The sequence below is a fragment of the Rhizobium sp. AN68 genome (genome assembly GCF_030758035.1).
GTDB classification, from domain to species: domain Bacteria; phylum Pseudomonadota; class Alphaproteobacteria; order Rhizobiales; family Rhizobiaceae; genus Agrobacterium; species Agrobacterium tumefaciens.
In genome coordinates, this window is record NZ_JARWMI010000003.1 from 2,064,245 (window position 1) to 2,083,076 (window position 18,832).

Consider the following 18,832-nt stretch of genomic DNA (forward strand, 5'->3'; position numbering starts at 1 on the left):
CGAACGCAGACACACTGCACCAGACAAACGCCGCGCAACGCCGCGGCAACAGGAAACATCTCGCTTAACGCATCCCACTGGCCAACAGCGACATTCTCCAAGGAACTCCCGCACCATGCAGAACGAAACGCTGCCGCTCCCCATCCAGAGCCCCCTGCTTGCCGCCTTGAGTGAAAACCGTGTCCGTCACGGTTTCTTCACCCGGCAAGGCGGTGTCTCCGAGGGGCTTTATCAGGGCCTCAATGTCGGCCTCGGTTCGAATGACGAGCCGGAACTGGTGCAGGAAAACCGCCGGCGCGTCACGCAATGGTTCGGCTTGTCTCCGGAACGTCTCGCCACCGTGCATCAGGTCCATTCTCCTGATGTCCTTGTGGTCGATGAAAGCTATGACGGCAGCCGCCCGCAGGCCGATGCGATGGTAACGGCGACACCGGGTTTCGTGCTCGGCGTTCTGAGCGCCGATTGCGGCCCGATCCTCTTTGCTGATGCTGAAGCGGGCGTTGTGGGTGCCGCCCATGCCGGCTGGAAGGGTGCATTGTTCGGCGTGCTCGAAAACACGATCGAGACCATGAGGAAGCTGGGCGCCAGCCGCGAGCGCATCTCCGCCTCTCTCGGCCCCTCCATCAGCCAGGCCAATTATGAGGTCGGGCCTGAATATATGGCGCGCTTCACCGATTTCGATCCTGCCTATGCGGCCTATTTCACCGCTTCGGACAAAGGCGGCCATGCGCTATTCGACCTCAAGCAATTTACGGTGGACCGGCTGGTCAATGCGGGCGTGAGAGCGGAAAACCTCGGCCTATGCACCTATCCTGATGAAGAACGCTTCTATTCCTACCGCCGCACGACCCACCGTGCCGAGCCCGACTACGGGCGGCAGATTTCCGCAATCGCAATTCTGGAGGACTAAATGGCCCTGCACTTCGAGCTCTCGGAATTCGATGCCCGCCGCGAACGGCTGATTGCGAAGATGGCGGAAGAGAAGCTGGACGCCATTCTGCTTTTCGCCCAGGAAAGCATGTACTGGCTTACCGGCTATGACACCTTCGGCTACTGCTTCTTCCAGACGCTGGTGGTCAAGTCGGACGGCTCCATGATGCTTCTGACCCGTTCGGCAGATATGCGGCAGGCCCGAAATACTTCGACGATCGAGAATATTCTCGTCTGGGTCGACCGGCCCAATGCCGACCCGACGCTCGATCTTAAGAACCTCCTCAGCGATCTCGATCTCCTTGGCGCCAAGATCGGCGTGGAATACGACACCCACGGCATGACCGGGCGCGTTGCCCGCCTGCTGGACAACCAGCTTGCCAGCTTCTGCCAGATGATCGACGCCTCCTATCTGGTCAGCAGCTTGCGGCTCATCAAGAGCCCAGCCGAGATCGCCTATGCGAGGAAGGCAGGCAGACTTGCGGACGAGGCTCTGGACGCTGCACTGGAGCTCATCAAGCCCGGTGCGGACGAAGCCGCGATCCTCTCGGCAATGCAGGGAGCGGTTCTGGCCGGCGGCGGTGACTATCCCGCCAATGAATTCATCATCGGCTCCGGCGCGGACGCGCTGCTGTGCCGTTACAAGGCCGGGCGCCGTATTCTCGATGACAAGGATCAGCTGACGCTGGAATGGGCAGGTGTCAGCGCCCACTACCACGCCGCCATGATGCGCACGGTGGTGATCGGCGAACAGGACTTCCGCCAGAAGGAGCTTTACAGCGCCTGCCTGCAAAACCTCACCGACATCGAAGAAGTGCTGCGGCCCGGCAAGACCTTCGGCGATGTCTTCGACGTGCACGCCCGCGTCATGGACGAGCGTGGACTGACCCGCCATCGCCTGAACTCCTGCGGTTATTCGCTGGGCGCGCGTTTCTCACCGTCATGGATGGAGCATCAGATGTTCCATGCCGGCAACGCGCAGGAAATCGCCAGCGACATGACCCTGTTCGTGCACATGATCGTGATGGATTCTGATTCCGGCACCGCCATGACCCTCGGCCAGACCTACCTTACCACGCAAGGCGCGCCGGAACCGCTCTCGCGCCATAGCCTCGATCTTCTCACAGCTTAAATCTGCACCGGGTTTGACAGAGCGGGAAAACCGGCCCTACATTGCCGCCACCTTGGGCAAGAAGGAGCGGAACATGAGAGGAAACGTCGCATGAGCCGGACGGGGTTTACCCGCCCTTTCCAGACGTTTGTCGTTTCGGTCCTCGTCATTCCGGCGCTGGCGTTGACCCTGTCGGCCTGCAACACCACGGAGGCGCTGACGCCGCAGGTGAATGTCGGGCACAACAGCTCGCAATCGACACCGGTGACGCAGGGCGATCTCGACCAGATGGCTGCCGCCGCCGACCGCGCGCCCGCAGGCGCACCGGCAACCGCCTCTTCCGTGCCCGCTTACGCACCGCAGAACTCCCTGCAGGCGCAGGCACAGGCGCTTTCCAACGGCAATGAGTACGGCGAACCTCTTGGTCAGACCCAGTCTACCGGACAATCTGCAGGCCACTCACCCGCCAGCACCCAGCCGCCGCCTCCACAGCAGACGGCTGCACTTGCCCCCGCCGCTTCCGGCAACACCATCCGCTTCCTGCCGATCATCGGCGCGCCCGTTCAGGCCGTCACGCCGCTTTCGCGGCAACTGGGCGCCGAGGCGCGGGCAAAGGGGCTGACAATCCGCGCCTCGAACGACAATTCGGCAGAGAACATCCTCAAGGGATATTTCTCCGCCTTCGCCGATGGCAGCAAGGTCAACATCATCTACGTCTGGGACGTTCTGGATGCCAATGGTGTCAGGCTCCATCGCCTGCAGGGGCAGGAAACGGTGACAGCCAAGGGCAGCGATCCCTGGGCCGCCGCGACCGACAGGGTCATGCAGGATATCGCCGCAAAAACGCTCAACGAGTATTCGTCATGGAAGCAGTCTCAAAGGGGATGAGATGAAACGGCGGGAGAAGTCACAGAGATTTCATGAAAATCATTGCGAAAGCACGGAGTCCTCTTGCAATCGGAAGCAACAACGCTATTAAGGCGCGCATGGCAACAAGGCGTATCCGGCAAAGGCTTTTCAGCCGGATGTTCCTCCCCTTGAACGACGCTTGGTTACGGCAGACACTTTCCCGTGGCGCAAGGCGATTGCATGGAAACAGGCGGGCGCAATGAAGGTTTTCGCAGGCAATTCGAACCGGCACCTTGCCGAAGCGATCTGCAAGTATCTCAACGTTCCCTTGGGAAATGCCACCGTAAAGCGGTTTGCTGACCAGGAAATTTTCGTAGAAATCAGTGAAAACGTACGCGGGGAGGACGTTTTTCTCGTCCAGTCCACTTCGTTTCCGGCAAACGATCATCTGATGGAACTGCTCATCATGATCGATGCCATGCGCCGCTCCTCGGCAAAACGCATCACGGCAGTACTTCCCTATTTCGGTTACGCCCGCCAGGATCGCAAAGCCGGCCCCCGCACACCGATTTCCGCCAAGCTCGTCGCCAACCTGATCACCGAAGCCGGCGCCGACCGCGTTCTGACGCTCGATCTTCACGCCGGCCAGATCCAGGGCTTTTTCGATATTCCGACCGACAACCTCTTCGCAGCGCCCATTCTGGCCCGCGATATCAAGGACCACTACGACACCAACAACGTCATGGTCGTTTCGCCCGACGTTGGCGGTGTGGTGCGCGCCCGCGCCCTGTCGAAGCGTCTGGACTGTCTGCTGGCCATCGTCGACAAACGCCGTGACCGTCCGGGTGAATCCGAAGTCATGAACGTCATCGGCGACGTATCCGGCAAGGACTGCATCCTGATCGACGATATCATCGATTCCGGCGGCACGCTCTGCAATGCTGCCGAAGCGCTGTTGAAAAAGGGCGCAACCAGCGTCACTGCCTATATCACGCACGGCGTGCTTTCCGGCGGCGCCGTTGCCCGCGTGGCCTCATCGAAGCTGCGCGAACTCGTCATCACCGACAGCATCCAGCCGACCACCAGCGTCCAGTCCGCGCACAATATCCGTGTGATCAGCACTGCAGGCCTTCTGGGCGAAGCGATCAACCGCACCGCGCAGGAACAGTCGGTTTCCGGCCTGTTCGACTGAAGCAATCGTTTCTCTCGCACATCTGCAAAATCACTGCATCCGCATACCGTCACCCCGGATTTAGTCCGGGGTCCAGTGCGATCAAGTCTTTGATCGCGTGAGATCCTTTCTTACGGCGCGTCTGCGCCGTGGCTGGATGCTGGTTAAAGATTGGCATGATGAGAAGAAAGCTTATCAATTTTGCCAGCTATCTCAGCATCCGCAGAGATCGCAGCACTCCATCTGCACCACTCAGGAAGATGCCGTGCCCGCATCCGGCGGTCGTTGCAGCCGTGTGGCGGCGGCCTTGATTTTCGGCCACCAGCGCCGAGCGCGGGTGCGAACAGCATGGCTGCCATTGCGCCAAAGGCTGATGGCATCGGCCGTAACGGCATCGCCGGTAAATAGATGACGATGACGGGCAATTGCCAGCGCCCGGTAAAGGAACAGCGTCGTCAGTGCGGAAAACAGCACGGACATCACCACATCGCTGAGAAAATGCCCGCCAGCTGCAATACGCAGACCGGACATGAGGATGATGGCGCCGGCGGCAGTGCTGCCCATGAAAAGACGCCCGCCCCATTGCAGGCGGTTCCAGACAAGCGCGCAGAGCGGCAGGAAAAAGCTCGCTATGAGCGCCGTTTCCCCGGAGGAAAACGAACAGTTTGAATAACATTGCGTGCTGAACTGGAAAGGCGGCGTAAAAAGCTGATGTCCACCGAAATCGCTGACGCTGAACGGGCGGGCGCGGCCGATATTGGCCTTCAGCACCCCGTTTACCAGAAGCCCGGCGCAGAGCACCACAGGCCCGCAGAGAAAGGCCCAGACGCGCCAGCCCGTGCGCTGCAGCGCCCCCAGCCTGATGTTGCCGACCAGAACGATGAAGGCCAGAAGTGCGGCCAGTTCCGTTAACTCCCGCAACGTATCGCGAAACCATTCCGGAACCGGCAGGCTTCCAGCCCACAGGCGCGCTTCGGGCGAGAAAAACAGGGAAGAAAACTCGAGGTCGATGGACGGGAAGGTCGCGAACAGGATGACGAGCGCCAATGTGGCGAACGTAACCCAGATCGTGATCCGCATATGCGAAAGATCATTGTCCATCGGCAACCCTCGGGATGCATTGTGGCGGCAGACGCCAGAGACCGATTTCCTTGCCCTCGAACGAGCCCGGCCCGGCAACCCAGGTCGACAGCGGCGCCTGGCCATTGAGACAGCCCGGCAGGCTGTCCGCCCTCGCAAGATAGACGGGATTTGTCGCCTCTCCGGCTTTCAGCGGGTAAAGAAGCGCGTAGTGGCTGGAAGGAACGCCGGTTTCAGGCAGAGCGCGCGGCATGAGCAGCTTTTCGTCCCGCAGCTGATAAAAAAGCTCGGCCAGAATGGAGCGATCTGCAGCGACGATTGCATCCGCCCCCGCCTCTCGTGCCCTTGAAAGGCCGGTCGACACAAGCTCCGAGCCGCCGAGATAACGCTTCATCGCCAGGTCGCCATTCGGCAAGCGCAATTCCGTTCCGGCAATCGTCATCAACGGCAGTGCGATGGCAACGATGCCGCCGAGCACAAGGGTGGAGACGGTAAGCCAGCGCCGGGATGCCAGGACAGGCACCGCCAGAAGCACGCCCGCGGCATAAGCCCCCACCGCCCCAGTTGGCGAGCGCCCGCGACATCAGCCCCTGTGCCGTTATCAGAAGCACGATCGGCACCGAAAGGGCGACAAGCGCCCGGGTTTCAGCGGTTTTGGCCCTGAACGTCGCGACGATCATGCCGATGAAGACGAACGGCCCGACAACACCCGCCTGCGAGAAGAAGAACTCGAGCGCCGGACCGATTTTCAGCTTCACGCCATGCCAGTTGGCATTGTCCGCCGTGTGGCGCGCGGTCATGAAATCATGTGCGGCATTCCACCACAGATTGGGAGCGACGACTGCGGCGCAGACAACTACAGCAATACCGGCGTCACGCCAACGGATGCGCCAGCCCACGCACAGCCAGCCGGCAGCGATGAAGCAGGGCAGAAAATAGATCATCGCATATTTAGACATCAGCCCGAGGCCGAAGCTTAGACCGAGCGCAATGCTCCAGAGCATCGCGGACACACCGGCAGCGCGTGCTTCCGCAAGCTTGCGCACGCAGATCATCGACAGCACGATGAACAGCATCATCGGCGTATCGGTCGAGATCAGCAGACTGCCGAGCGTCACGGCGGGCAGCGTCAGATAGATGACGGCAGCCAGCGAGGCGAGCTTCGCATCATAGATCATGCGCCCGAGCGCAAGGATCGCCGCGGCCGCTATGCCATGGATGACCGGCGCGGCGAGCCGGACGTCGAAGGTGCTCTCGCCGCCGCTCAGAGTGGTGGCGGCGCGAATGATCCAGCCGATCAGCGGTGGCTTGGAATAGGCGCCGAACGCCATCTCCCGGCCCCACAGCCAATATTGTGCCTCATCAACGAAAAGATCGGTGCGGTTGAAAGCAAGCCCGAGGACGCGCAGCACGGTGACGAGCACGATTGCCGCAAGCGCAAACGTCATCCATTGGCGCTGTTCATTCGCCTGCGCGTAAGGCAGAGCTGCGGCCTCATGCATGCTGGCGGCGTTCTGCATGGATCAACCAGAGATTTCGGGCATAAATGAACAGGCCGGAGGCCTGTCCCAGAATGAAAACGGGATCGCGACGCCAGATCGCGTATAATAGCAGCACAAGGCCGCCGACGATGGAGAAATACCAGAAGGCTACCGGAATGACCGAGCGGTTCGCCCGTTCCGACGAAATCCATTGAACCAGAAAACGCATGGTGAACAGCATCTGGCCCATAAAGCCGGTGCAGACCCAGAGAAATTCCTTCCAGCTGTTCACATGCAGCATGGACCATAAGGCCGGTGCGTTCACGGCGATGTCTCCGTTTTGAAGGTTTCGGCCCAACTTGCCCGCTTGCGCCGCCGCAACAGCCAGGCAACCCCGATCAGGTCGTGGATGCCGACAAGCGCGCGGCCGATATTGGTGTAATGGGAATTGCCATGCAGGCGCGCCCGGTGCGTGACGTCGACATGGGCAACCTGCCAGCCGTCGCGATTGAAAAGCGCCGGAAAATAGCGGTGGTGGTGATCGAAATAGGGCAAGGCGAGATAGGCGTCGCGACGGAAAGCCTTGAGGCCGCAGCCGGTATCCCGCGTGCCGTCCTTCAATATCCGCGCCCGCAAGCCATTGGCGAAGCGGGAGGAAAGACGTTTTGCAAGCGTATCGCGCCGGCCGACGCGCTGCCCGGCCACAAGCGCAAGCCGGCTCGGCGCGTTCGAGGCAAGAAGCGGCGCAAGAAGCGCCGGCAGATTGTCCGGCGGGTTCTGCCCGTCTCCGTCAAGCATACAGACAACCGGCGCGCGCGCTGCCTGCACACCGCTGTGGATCGCAGCCGATTGCCCGCCCTGCCGGTCATGCCGCACCAGCCGCAGCATCGGATAACGCCCGGCAAGCGAAAGCGCCACATCCGCCGTGCGATCGGAAGATGCGTCGTCCACCACGATAATCTCGAACGGACCGACCGGCTGGCAGGCAGCAACGATCTCAGCGACAAGCGTTTCAACGCTCGCTTCCTCATTGTGCATGGGTACGATAACCGCGAAATCCGGGATCGATCTCAAAGGGGCTCCGTCATATCCAGCCGCGGGTGTTCCGCAAACATCGTCGATAGTGGCAAGAGCAGGAGCGCGAAAAGCTTGCATGAATATGAACAGCCGTTGAACTTCGCACGGTATGCGCCTGTTCCATTGCAGTTTTATTACGGAGAATGGCCGGCCAGGGCCTTGGATTTTTTCACGGTATGCGGGAAATAATCATACAATTCCCCGCCAAGCTTAACGCGACCGTAAACAATTGTTGCGACGGTACCGCAACGTTCTTTTGGGGGGAGGAAACAGGATGCCGGGTGCAAATCCGACTGCTGTCAAAGCTAAATCATTGTCAATAAAGGCCAAATTCGCAGCACTCGTCACGGGCGCGACGCTGGTTTCGTGCCTGGCCGTTGGGCTGCTGTCATACGAAATGGGCAAGTCCGGCCTGATCGACGCCAGCAAGATCAGGCTCGAGACGGTTGCGGGAAACCAGTCCAAACAGCTTGATGCCTATACGCTGCGCGTCGAACAAAGCATTTCCGAGCTGTCGCAGAACGCTGCGATCGCTCAGGCGCTGGAAACCATGACCACGGTCGTACCGACGGAAAAGGATGCGATCATTCAGGCATTCCGCCGCGAGGGCGTATCCGAGGAGGAGCGCGCCTCCTTCAACGGTGAAGGCTTGCGGCTGCTCTATGCCATTCGCCACGCCACGATCAACGCGGCCATTGCCAGCGTCTGGCGCAACACCCGGGTCAGCGACATCTACGTCATCGACAAGGCAGGCCTCATTATCTATTCCGTGACCAAGGGCAAGAACTTCCTGACCAATGTGACGGAACCGCAAAACAGCACGATCAAGGAATTGTTCGACCGCATCGAGGCCGGCAAGGACGGTGTCATCAGCACAACTGGGTTCAGCGATGGCGGCACCAATGACTCGGCCCTGATCGGCATGCCGCTTGCGGTCTCGAACTGGGGCCAGTTGCAGCGCAAGGGCGCCGTCATCATGCGCATTTCCGCAGACCGTATCGGTGCGGTGGTAACACCTGAGGAAACCGGCAAGTCCATCGACGACGCCGTTCTTCTGAGCGCTGAAGGCAAACTTCGCGCGGGCGTGCTCTCCGGTGGGGCTGGTGTCGCCGTTTCCGAAAGTCTCGCGGCACTTACAGGTGCCAGCGAAGCCGGAACGGTCATGGCGAAGACCCCTGCGGGCAGCATCTTCTACGCCTATCGTCCGGTCTCCGTTTTCGGACAGAAGCATCTTCTGGCCATCGGCCAGCAGGAGGGCAAGGTGCTGGCAGCGGCCAATGATCTCGCCTTCTGGGCAACGCTTGCAACACTTGCGGTGCTTGCCGTCATGACACTCATCGGCATTTTCGTTTCCGCCAGCCTGACCAAGCCGCTGACCGGCCTTGCCGGGTTGATGGAACGTCTGAACGGTGGTGACCATAATATTGAGATCAAGGCCGTTTCCCGTGGTGACGAAATCGGCACCATGGCGCGCGCACTGGAATCCTTCCGCCAGGGCATTCTCGACAAGCAGCGCATGGAAACCGAGTCCCATCGCAAAAGCGAAGAACTGGACGAGGAACGTGCCCAGCGTGAGATGGAAAAGGCAAGAAGTGCAAAGGAACTGGAAGAAGCAGTCGATGCGCTTGCGACCGGCCTTGCCAATCTTGCTGCGGGCAGGCTCGATCTTCGCATTGAAAAACCCTTCGTGCCGTCGCTCGACCATCTGCGCGTCGATTTCAACAACTCCATAGCGGGGCTGGATGCGACGATCTCCAGCATCGGCGAAAGCGCCAATGCCATCCGCTCCGGCTCCGGCGAGCTGAAAAGCGCATCGGAAGATCTGTCGCGGCGCACGGAACGCCAGGCGGCCGCCCTCGAAGAAGCAGCCGCCGCACTTGGAGACATGACGCAGGCCGTCAACGTTTCCCTCTCCCGCTGCGACGTCGCAGTCGGAACGACGGCGGAAACCATGCAGGATGCCCATAAATCCACCGCTGTCGTCAAAGAAGCGATCGTCGCCATGGAGCGGATCGAGACGTCGTCGTCCAAGATCCGCCAGATCATCGACGTCATCGACCAGATTGCCTTCCAGACCAATCTTCTGGCGCTGAACGCCGGGGTTGAGGCCGCCCGCGCCGGTGAGGCCGGAAAGGGCTTTGCGGTCGTGGCACAGGAAGTGCGGGAACTCGCGCAGAAATCGGCGGCTGCCGCACGGGATATCACGACGCTCATCGCCACCTCTGCGGGCGATGTGGAAAGCGGCGTGGCACTGGTGCTGAAAACCGGAGAAAGCCTCGAGCAGATCCAGAAACGCATCCAGTCGGTCAACGATCAGATCGGTGAAATCGCCACAGCTTCGCGCGAACAATCCGGCCGCCTCGGCGAAATCAACGCCTCCGTCAACGAACTCGACCATGTAACGCAGCAGAACGCGGCGATGGTGGAGGAAACGACGGCTGCGGCCTTCTCGCTCGCAAGCGAAGCTGATGGCCTGACCAAACAGGTGGGCCAGTTCTCCGTAGGTGCCACCCGAAACCGCGACCAGCGTTACGCGGCATAGTCCGCAGTAAAAAAAGGCCGGAGGCAAAACCTCCGGCCTTTTATTTTGCTGAACTTCATCCGGGTTCCCAGGGACCGAAGCCCCTGGGAACTCGCCGGCGGCCGGAAATCAGGACGGTCCGTCGCCGGCTTCCGGGGAGGAACTCAGAAGAAGCCAACCTTGTTCGGGCTGTAGGATACGAGCAGGTTCTTGGTCTGCTGGTAGTGATCGAGCATCATCTTGTGGGTCTCGCGACCAATGCCTGACTGCTTGTAACCACCAAAGGCGGCACCGGCCGGATAGACGTGGTAGCAATTGGTCCAAACGCGGCCCGCTTCGATGCCACGACCAGCGCGATAGGCGATATTGGTATCGCGGCTCCAGACGCCAGCGCCAAGACCGTAAACCGTGTCATTGGCGATTTCGAGCGCTTCTTCCACCGTCTTGAAGGTGGTGACCGAAACGACAGGACCGAAGATTTCCTCCTGGAAAACCCGCATCTTGTTGTTGCCTTCGAAGACCGTCGGCTGAATGTAATAACCGTCCTTAAGATCGCCCGTGAGCGTCTTGCGGTCACCGCCGGTCAGAACCTTTGCGCCTTCCTTCTTGCCGATATCCAGATAGCGCATGATCTTGTCGAACTGTTCCTGCGAGGCCTGCGCACCCAGCATGGTCGACGGATTGAGCGGGTCGTCCTGGCTGATGGCCTGAACGCGCTTGATCGCCTTTTCCATAAAGCGGTCGTAGATCGATTCATGCACCAGCGCACGCGACGGGCACGTGCAGACTTCGCCCTGATTGAGCGCGAAGAAGGCGAAACCTTCAAGCGCCTTGTCAAGGAAGGCGTCGTCTTCATTCATCACATCGGCAAAGAAGATGTTCGGCGACTTGCCGCCCAGTTCCAGCGTGATGTTTGTGACATTGTCGGCCGCATAACGCATGATTTCCTTGCCGACGGGGGTGGAGCCGGTGAAGGCGATCTTGGCGATGCGCTTGCTCTGCGCCAGCGGCTTGCCCGCTTCAACACCAGTGCCGTTGACGATGTTGAGCACGCCCGGCGGCAGCAGGTCTTCGATAAGCTCCATCACCACCAGAATAGAAGCAGGCGTCTGTTCCGCCGGCTTCAGTACCACGCAGTTGCCGGCGGCGAGTGCCGGTGCAAGTTTCCATGCGGCCATAAGGATCGGGAAGTTCCACGGAATAATCTGGCCGACGACACCGAGAGGCTCATGGAAATGATAAGCGACCGTGTCATTGTCGATTTCGCCGATCGTGCCTTCCTGCGCGCGGATGCAGCCCGCGAAATAGCGGAAATGGTCGATCGTCAGCGGAATATCCGCATTGGTGGTCTCGCGTAGCGGCTTGCCGTTATCCCAGGTTTCGGCCCGTGCGATGAGATCCAGATTGTCCTCGATGCGCTGGGCGATCTTGAGCAGGATGTTGGAACGTTCGGTAACGCTCGTCTTGCCCCACTTCTCCCGCGCCTGGTGGGCGGCATCCAGTGCGAGTTCGATATCGGCCGCATCGGAGCGCGGAACCTCACAAATCTTGTGACCCGTTACCGGCGACAGATTGTCCATGTAGCGGCCGGATTTCGGCTCCACCCATTTGCCGCCAATGAAATTTCCGTATTTCAGCTTGAAGGGCGCTTCGCCAGCTTTGTGCTGAACCTGAATATTCATGATTTCATCCTCCCTGATGAAAACGATCCGCGACGGACCGCATGACAGGAAGGTGGGCCTAGATGATCGTGGCGGGTAGTGGTACGGCGCGGTTCCGCAGCGCACATTGTCTCACATCTGCGACAAACCCGCTCCGATCCCGCTGAATTGAGCGGGTATCGTCTCAGGTAGCCTCAATGCACGTCGAATTTCTTCATCTTGCGATGAAGCGTGGCGCGGCTGATGCCGAGCAGGGACGCGGCCTGCGTGACATTGCCATTGGTGCGCGACAGAACCCGGCGCAAAGCCGAACGTTCCGCCTCCTCAAGATCGGAACCGCCGTCGTGACGCTGTTCCTGCAACACATCGGCGGCGGGCAGCCCCTGCGCAATGCGATGGTCATCGAGCTTCAGCGCAAGGCGCGCCGCGCGCGTCGCCCCAAGCACGAGATCGTCCTGATCGACGGCAAGCAAGGAAAGTGCCGGACTGAAACCCGTAGGCACCACAACGATGCGCGCGCCGGGAAAGGCCCGGCGGAAGAGATTGCCCTCGATACGCTGCGCCGCATCCCGCACCGCCTGCGTGACGAAAGAAAACGTCATTTCGTTGATGTCGTCGCGGCACGTGGAAATATCGAGAGCGCCCGTCACCCGGCCGGTATGGTCGCGGATCGGGGCCGTGGTGCAGCAGAGTTCCGTGTTCGATGTGAAGAAATGCTGATCGCGATAGACCACCACCGAACGCTCGTCGGCAAGTGCCGTTCCAATACCGTTGGTTCCGACGCTCGCTTCGCTCCAGACGGCGCCGGACCAGAGACCAAGCGCCCGGAAATCACGATCGTCGCCGGCAGCACCCCGGCGCTCCAGCGCGACGCCCTGGGCGTCGGTCAAAAGCAGGCAGCAGCCGGATTTGCCGACACTGTGAAAAATGCGGTCGAGTTCATCCGTGCTTTCGGCAATCAGGCCCGCCGCACTTTCGCGTGCGCGGCGGAATTCGACGTCGGTAAGAAAGATCGGCTTGCGGTTTTCCTCCGGCGCAAGACGGTGCGTGACCATGCAACGGCGCCATGAGGCGATAATCGGAGAACTTGCGGCTGCGGAACGTTGGCGCGCTGTTTCATACACGCGGTCCGCATGGGCGATGTCTGTCGGCATTCGCTCCTCCCAAAGCTTTTCGGCAATGGTGCGCTGGAAGCGTTCACGTTTCAACTAAAAACTTTGCGACCTGCATCCGTCAGCGCAACCGCGGGCTGCGCCTGATATCATACCGCCTTGAAATAGCGTTGGCCGGTGGTGGTGACCTCCGGCTCGTCCTCCGTCGAGAGGAACGTGTCGTCGACGAGATTGGCGATGGAGGTCAAGGGACCGGGCCTGCCGAAGAAGAAGCCCTGCACCTGCAGGCAGCCTTCGCGGCGAAGGAACTCGATATGGGCCTTCGTCTCGACACCTTCCGCAAGCACCGGAATATTGAGGCTATGCGCCAGAATGAGCGTGGAGCGAACGATCGCCTCCGACTGCACATTGGTCGACAGGCCATCGATAAAGGCCCGGTCGATCTTGATCTTGTCGAAGGGAAAGCTCTGCAGGGTCGACAGGGAGGAATAGCCCGTGCCGTAATCGTCCATGGCGATCTTGACGCCGAGCGCCTTGAGTTTGCGGATCGTAATCAGCGCGTGGCGGTGGTCGGCGATGATGCTGCCTTCGGTGATTTCAAGCTCAAGCCTCTCAGGCGCAAGCGCCGTCTCCCTAAGAATCTTCTCGACCTTCTCGGGGAAATCATTGTCCGCAAGCTGCTGCGGGGCAACATTGACGGCGATGGAAAGCGATTTTTTCCAGAGAGCCGCCTGCGCGCAGGCTTCGCGCAGAACCCATTCGCCCAATTCGACGATAAAGCCGGTCTGCTCCGCGATCGGAATGAATTCGACGGGCGAGATCATACCGCGTTCCGGATGTTTCCAGCGCAACAGTGCCTCGAAACCGACGATGCTGCCGCTCTTGGTATCATTCTGCTGCTGGTAATAAAGCTCGAACTCGCTGTTGGCGAGACCGCTGCGCATGGCCACGGCAAGCGCGTTGCGTTCGCGTGCGGCTTCATCCATGGACTTGTCGTAAAAGCAGATCGTGTCGGAATTCCCGCCTTTTGCCCGATACATGGCGACATCGGCCTGCGCCATCAGCGTGTCGGCGTCAATGGCGCCGGTATTGCGCACCGATATGCCCACACTCGCGCCGACCGAAAATGTCTGCCCATTCCATTCGACCGGCCTGCTGATCTGCTCGATCAGCCGCTGGGCGAATTCCGCACCATCGGCGCGGGTATAATAGGAATGGGTCATCGCCACGAATTCATCCCCGCCCATACGCGCCAGAAACTCCCCGGCTTTCAGAACGGAACTTGCGCGGTCGGCAATGGCGCGCAGCACGGCATCGCCCGCCGCATGGCCGTGAACGTCGTTGATTTCCTTGAAGCGGTTGAGATCGATGGACAAAAGCGCCGTGTGCGCGCCCATGGAGAGATGGCGCGTGCGGCGGTTGAGATGTTCGATAAATGCCGCGCGGTTCGGAATGCCCGTCAGCGGATCGTGGAGCGAAAGATGACGATAGCGGGCGACCGCCTGCTGGGTGGACTGGGCGTCGATGACATAGGTGGAAAGCCCGAGCGCCAGCAGGAGAAGCGTCACGGCGATGGCGCCCCCACCCATGATGGCGGGCGGCAGCAGACTTTCCGAAATGACGATGCGCGGATCGAACTCGAACAACATCGAGGCCATGCCGGTGTAATGCATGGAGGCGATGGCCAGGATGAGGAACGCAACCGAGCTATATTGGCAAAACCGGTTGACTGGGCGCGCGATGCGATTGACCGCGAGCGCGCCGAATACAGCCCCGAGGACCAGCGAAGCGATGACGTAGGTCTGGTTCCAGAAAATCATGCCCTGAATCTGATAGGCAGCCATGCCGGTATAATGCATGGCCGCAATACCGAGACCGACTGTCGCACCACCCGCTTCCACCAGGGCCGTGCGTCCGCCATAGGCGGAAATGGCAAAGCCGGTTGTCGTTGTGGCAATGGCGATAAGAAGCGAAAGCCCGGTCAGATAGGGATCGTAACCCACCTCCCCGGCAGCGACATAACCCAGCATCGCCACGAAATGGGTGGTCCATATCGCCGACCCACCATTGACACCAGCCAGAAACAGCCAGTTGACCTTTTGCCAACCCCTCGCCTGACGCGCCCTCGAGAAAAGACGCATCGTGACGAAGCTCCCCAGCATGCAGACGAGGACCGCTGCTGTGGTGTATCGGAAGTCATGATCGACGGTAAGGCACTGGAGAACTTTAAGCATTGTCATCTACGCAATTGGAATTCCAGGCAGCCTTATCACTTGCCAAGTTTGCAGCCGGTTTATATGAATGGATAAGCATATATTAAAAGTTGCAATGCACGAGTGAATTAGACAAGTCTAATAAAATCACAGCATAGCATCCGTGGAAAACGGCCGCTCTTGTCTTTGTCTTCCGTTTGTATTATAGCGCCCGCACCCGTGTAGACACCCTTGGAGGCAACGCGGGCGAGATGGCTTTTAGCCTCTCCAGTTCAGCGCCCGCGGGCATGAACTCTCCATATAACCTCGAAAGGAATTGCCATGAGCAAAGAATCGTATGAGCTCAAGGCCGAGGCGCGCGAACGAGTTGGTAAGGGGTCCTCTCGTGAACTTCGCCGCAACGGTTTGATTCCCGCTGTCATCTATGGTGACAAGCAGGCCCCCATTTCCATCGCTCTGTCGACCAACGAAGTAACCAAGCGTATCCACGCTGGCGGCTTCATGACGACTGTGGCGGTAATCGACGTCGACGGCAAGAAGATCAAGGTCCTGCCGAAGGACTACCAGCTTGATCCGGTCCGCGACTTCACCATGCACGTCGACTTCCTGCGCGTTTCGGGCAACACGCTCGTCAACGTTGAAGTTCCGGTTCACTTCGAAAACGAAGAAAAGTCGGAAATCAAGATCGGCGGCGTTCTGAACATCGTTCGCCACACGGTGGAATTCCACTGCCCGGCCAACGACATTCCGGAATTCATCACGGTTGATCTCTCCGGTCTGAAGATCGGCGACAGCGTTCACATTTCGAATGTGAAGCTGCCGAAGAACATCACGCCTGTAATCGCCGACCGTGACTTCACGATCGCAACGATCGTTGCTCCGGCTGGCGGCGTTGCTGAAGAAGAAGAAGAAGCCGGCGAAGCTTCTGAATAATAATCTGCGGCCATAAGGCCAGATAGATTTGAGCTAAAAGGCCCGTTCCGTTTTTCGGAACGGGCCTTTTAGTTTTTATGAACTTTAAAAGCAAAAACCTCTCGCCGCGTGCAGGATGCCGGTCCCGTTTCAGCGTGAATTAACAATTCCATGAAACGATGCCCATTGCGTTATCGTGAAAACACCGGACGGGTTGAAGAAATACAGTGAGGATACAAGGCCGTTGCCGAAAACCTCAAGGATGTCTCTCCGGACGGGGCGGAAACGGGGCGCAGTTATCTGGGGTAGAGGGTACTGCAATAGAACATGGCTCATTCCGTCGAAAGTCGCTTTATCGCGATTGTTTCCGGTGCACTTCTCACAGTGGTCGCCCCGCTTTTCACCCTTTTGCTGACCCTCTCCTATCACGAGGCTATCCGTAGCCAGCGCAATCACCTTGAGATTCTGCTGTCAACCAATGCGCAGGCGCTTGCCCGCCCGCTATGGGATCTCGACGACGACACCATAAATCAGATTACCGGCACCCTCGTTTCCGACCCCGTGATCCGCATGGTCGAGGTCAAGGATACCTCTGGCCAGCTGGACATCATCCAGACGGCCGGCAGCGACATCATTCAGGATGCAGCCTCCACGACCCGCGAAGTGACCTACAAAACCACAAACGGTGTCGTCACCGTCGGGCAACTGACAGTCTATTACGACGATATCGGTCTTCTGACCTCTCTCAGCCGCACCGAACTGGCGTTCATCACAATTTTCATTCTCGCCATTCTCACCACCGTTCTTGCGGCCATCGCCGGCAACCGCTTCATGGTCATCCGTCCGCTGATGCGGCTGGCGGCAGCGATAGAAGCGACGCGCCGCGTCGGCTCCCGCCACCATGTCGACTGGCGCTCGAAGGATGAGATCGGCAGGCTGGCAAAAAGCTTCAACGAAATGCAGACCCAGCTTGAAAAGGAAGAGCTGGAAATCAAGCATGCCCATGAGCGGAAGACGGAAATCTACAATCGCACACCCGCCATGCTGTTCTCGCTTGACAGATACGACCGGATTGCCGCGGTCAGCGACTATTGGGTGCAGGCGACCGGTTATGATCGGGCCAGAATACTCGGCCTGAATTTCGCCGACCTCATCCACCCGGATGACCGGTCCCTTTTCCTGCAGCGCAAGGCGGCGCAACATTCGCCCGACGCCGCACATGCGGGTATAACGGTGCGTTTTCATTGCATGGATGGCAGCGTTATGGACGCCCTCATCCTTGAAAAAGCCCTTGATTCCGGCAACGCACATCAGGGCACATATCTCTGCGTCATGACTGATGTGACGGAGTTGCGCCAGTCGGAAAAGCGCAACCGCCAGCAGGCCATTTCCGACCATTTGACCGGCCTCTTCAATCGCCAGGGTTTCGAGGCCATTCTCGACGTGCAGATCCGTGACGCAGACAGGAACGGCAGCGAACTGGCATGCCTTTTCATAGACCTCGACCGGTTCAAGGCCATCAACGACAATCTCGGCCATGCGGCAGGCGATGCGGTTCTGCGGGAATTCACGCTGAAAATCGAACCACTGCTGACACCGCTGGACAGCGCATCGCGTCTGGGCGGCGACGAATTCGCCATTCTGCTTGCCGGCGACAAGGTGGAGGAGCGCGCCCAGCTGTTCTGCGAGCGGATTTGCACCATGCTGGACACGCCCTTCGAGATCGAAGGCAACAGCATCCGTCTCAGCGCCAGCATCGGCATGGCGATCTACCCGCTGCATGCCGCAAGCGCATCCGAACTTTTGCAGAATGCCGACATGGCCATGTATACCCGCAAGAGAACGGGCAAGAATGGCTCGCAGATCTTCGACAGCTCGATCATGGACCGGGCGCGCGAACATGCGGAACTGGAACGGGATATCGCGCAGGCGCTTTCGGACAATTGGTTCGAGGCTTATTTCCAGCCGATTCAAGATCTTGCAACGGGCCAGACGGCGGGTTTCGAGGCACTGTTGCGTCTCAACCATCCGGACAAGGGATTGCTTTCTCCCGCCACGATCATCAGCCTTGCGGAAGAAAACGGCACCATCCATCGCATCGGCAATGTCATCCTCGACCAGTCAATCGCCAATCTGGCCAGACTGTCGCACCTGCCCGGCATGGAGCAATCCTATGTGGCGGTGAATTTTTCGCCGCTGCAGTTCGAACCGGGATTGCCGACCCGTATCGCCGGCGTCCTTCACCGCTACGGCATTCTCCCCAAACGGCTGATTATCGAGATAACCGAGGCGGTCATCATGAAGGACGATCCGCAAATCCGGGCGATCCTCAATGCCATTCACCAGCTGGGCTGCCGCATCGCGCTGGACGATTTCGGCACCGGTTATTCGTCGCTAAGCTATCTCAGCCGTTTTCCGGTCGACATCGTCAAGATCGATCAGTCCTTCACGCGCTCGATCTGCGACGACACGGTGGAGATAAGGCAGCGCAGCCGCATGCTGGTCGAGGGTATCGCCGCAATCTCACACAAGATGAATTGCTCCGTCATCGCCGAAGGCGTCGAGACGGAAGAGCAGAAGGAGCTTCTGACAGTGATAGGTGCGGATTACGGACAGGGCTATTATTTTGCGCGACCGCAGCCCATAGAAAGGCTGATCGCTGCATTGAATGCGGATAACGGCGCAGACCGCGCCGCGGCGCGACAGGCGTAAAC

13 protein-coding genes and 1 pseudogene are annotated in these 18,832 nt (G+C 59.4%); 7 read left to right on the top strand and 7 right to left on the bottom strand.

Annotated elements, in window-relative coordinates:
• The first annotated feature begins 115 nt into the window (after positions 1 to 115).
• From pgeF to RBH71_RS23165, 4 genes are all read left to right on the top strand, one after another.
• Positions 116 to 910: a peptidoglycan editing factor PgeF gene (gene pgeF / locus RBH71_RS23150; protein WP_003513461.1), complete on the top strand. Its 795-nt coding sequence runs from the start codon at positions 116 to 118 to the stop codon at positions 908 to 910.
• Positions 911 to 2,062, top strand: coding sequence for a M24 family metallopeptidase (locus tag RBH71_RS23155; protein ID WP_111800992.1), 1,152 nt, complete (start codon positions 911 to 913; stop codon positions 2,060 to 2,062).
• 90 nt (positions 2,063 to 2,152) lie between these two features.
• Positions 2,153 to 2,929 carry a hypothetical protein gene (locus RBH71_RS23160; protein ID WP_003513464.1) on the top strand — a complete coding sequence of 259 codons (777 nt, stop codon included), beginning with the start codon at positions 2,153 to 2,155 and terminating at the stop codon, positions 2,927 to 2,929.
• A gap of 220 nt (positions 2,930 to 3,149) precedes the next feature.
• A complete protein-coding gene (locus RBH71_RS23165; protein WP_003513466.1) occupies positions 3,150 to 4,082 on the top strand; it encodes a ribose-phosphate pyrophosphokinase in 933 nt (310 codons plus the stop codon).
• 231 nt (positions 4,083 to 4,313) lie between these two features.
• Here the strand turns inward: RBH71_RS23165 and RBH71_RS23170 are convergent, their stop codons facing one another.
• From RBH71_RS23170 to RBH71_RS23185, 4 genes and pseudogenes are all read right to left on the bottom strand, one after another.
• Entirely contained in the window at positions 4,314 to 5,162 is an 849-nt protein-coding gene (locus tag RBH71_RS23170; protein ID WP_003513468.1) for a phosphatase PAP2 family protein, read from the bottom strand.
• Positions 5,152 to 6,661 (bottom strand): annotated as a pseudogene (locus RBH71_RS23175) (ArnT family glycosyltransferase). The gene RBH71_RS23170 and the pseudogene RBH71_RS23175 overlap by 11 nt, the downstream one beginning before the upstream one ends.
• The gene (locus RBH71_RS23180) at positions 6,636 to 6,923 is read right to left on the bottom strand and encodes a lipid-A-disaccharide synthase N-terminal domain-containing protein (protein WP_019565216.1); all 288 of its coding nucleotides are present in this window, start codon (positions 6,921 to 6,923) and stop codon (positions 6,636 to 6,638) included. Before RBH71_RS23180 ends, RBH71_RS23175 begins: the two are co-directional and overlap by 26 nt.
• A gap of 20 nt (positions 6,924 to 6,943) precedes the next feature.
• The gene (locus tag RBH71_RS23185) at positions 6,944 to 7,783 is read right to left on the bottom strand and encodes a glycosyltransferase family 2 protein (RefSeq protein ID WP_035251843.1); all 840 of its coding nucleotides are present in this window, start codon (positions 7,781 to 7,783) and stop codon (positions 6,944 to 6,946) included.
• A 190-nt stretch (positions 7,784 to 7,973) separates the two neighbouring features.
• Between RBH71_RS23185 and RBH71_RS23190 the strand changes: the two genes are divergently transcribed.
• Positions 7,974 to 10,241 (top strand): methyl-accepting chemotaxis protein, encoded by a 2,268-nt coding sequence (locus RBH71_RS23190; protein WP_003513476.1) that lies wholly within the window; start codon positions 7,974 to 7,976, stop codon positions 10,239 to 10,241.
• Positions 10,242 to 10,384: 143 nt separating this feature from the next.
• Here RBH71_RS23190 and adh read toward each other — a convergent pair whose 3' ends face one another.
• The 3 genes from adh to RBH71_RS23205 form a co-directional block, all read right to left on the bottom strand.
• Positions 10,385 to 11,902, bottom strand: coding sequence for an aldehyde dehydrogenase (adh, locus tag RBH71_RS23195; RefSeq protein ID WP_003513477.1), 1,518 nt, complete (start codon positions 11,900 to 11,902; stop codon positions 10,385 to 10,387).
• Between the two features lie 173 nt (positions 11,903 to 12,075).
• Positions 12,076 to 13,035: a helix-turn-helix domain-containing protein gene (locus RBH71_RS23200; RefSeq protein ID WP_013636592.1), complete on the bottom strand. Its 960-nt coding sequence runs from the start codon at positions 13,033 to 13,035 to the stop codon at positions 12,076 to 12,078.
• A 107-nt stretch (positions 13,036 to 13,142) separates the two neighbouring features.
• On the bottom strand, positions 13,143 to 15,227 hold the full coding sequence (locus RBH71_RS23205) for a putative bifunctional diguanylate cyclase/phosphodiesterase (RefSeq protein WP_026330768.1): 2,085 nt from the start codon (positions 15,225 to 15,227) through the stop codon (positions 13,143 to 13,145).
• Positions 15,228 to 15,527: 300 nt separating this feature from the next.
• Between RBH71_RS23205 and RBH71_RS23210 the strand changes: the two genes are divergently transcribed.
• Both RBH71_RS23210 and RBH71_RS23215 read left to right on the top strand, forming a co-directional pair.
• Positions 15,528 to 16,139: a 50S ribosomal protein L25/general stress protein Ctc gene (locus tag RBH71_RS23210; RefSeq protein WP_003513485.1), complete on the top strand. Its 612-nt coding sequence runs from the start codon at positions 15,528 to 15,530 to the stop codon at positions 16,137 to 16,139.
• 306 nt (positions 16,140 to 16,445) lie between these two features.
• Positions 16,446 to 18,830, top strand: a complete 2,385-nt coding sequence (locus RBH71_RS23215) for a bifunctional diguanylate cyclase/phosphodiesterase (protein ID WP_003513486.1) — start codon at positions 16,446 to 16,448, stop codon at positions 18,828 to 18,830.
• The last annotated feature ends 2 nt before the right edge of the window (positions 18,831 to 18,832 follow it).

Bases quoted from the DNA above. Each gene is read 5' to 3' on its own strand.
- pgeF (WP_003513461.1), top strand. From the start codon at position 116: ATGCAGAACGAAACGCTGCCGCTCCCCATCCAGAGCCCCCTGCTTGCC.
- RBH71_RS23155 (WP_111800992.1), top strand. From the start codon at position 911: ATGGCCCTGCACTTCGAGCTCTCGGAATTCGATGCCCGCCGCGAACGG.
- RBH71_RS23160 (WP_003513464.1), top strand. From the start codon at position 2,153: ATGAGCCGGACGGGGTTTACCCGCCCTTTCCAGACGTTTGTCGTTTCG.
- RBH71_RS23165 (WP_003513466.1), top strand. From the start codon at position 3,150: ATGAAGGTTTTCGCAGGCAATTCGAACCGGCACCTTGCCGAAGCGATC.
- RBH71_RS23170 (WP_003513468.1), bottom strand. From the start codon at position 5,162: ATGGACAATGATCTTTCGCATATGCGGATCACGATCTGGGTTACGTTC.
- RBH71_RS23180 (WP_019565216.1), bottom strand. From the start codon at position 6,923: ATGCTGCATGTGAACAGCTGGAAGGAATTTCTCTGGGTCTGCACCGGC.
- RBH71_RS23190 (WP_003513476.1), top strand. From the start codon at position 7,974: ATGCCGGGTGCAAATCCGACTGCTGTCAAAGCTAAATCATTGTCAATA.
- adh (WP_003513477.1), bottom strand. From the start codon at position 11,902: ATGAATATTCAGGTTCAGCACAAAGCTGGCGAAGCGCCCTTCAAGCTG.
- RBH71_RS23200 (WP_013636592.1), bottom strand. From the start codon at position 13,035: ATGCCGACAGACATCGCCCATGCGGACCGCGTGTATGAAACAGCGCGC.
- RBH71_RS23205 (WP_026330768.1), bottom strand. From the start codon at position 15,227: ATGCTTAAAGTTCTCCAGTGCCTTACCGTCGATCATGACTTCCGATAC.
- RBH71_RS23210 (WP_003513485.1), top strand. From the start codon at position 15,528: ATGAGCAAAGAATCGTATGAGCTCAAGGCCGAGGCGCGCGAACGAGTT.
- RBH71_RS23215 (WP_003513486.1), top strand. From the start codon at position 16,446: ATGGCTCATTCCGTCGAAAGTCGCTTTATCGCGATTGTTTCCGGTGCA.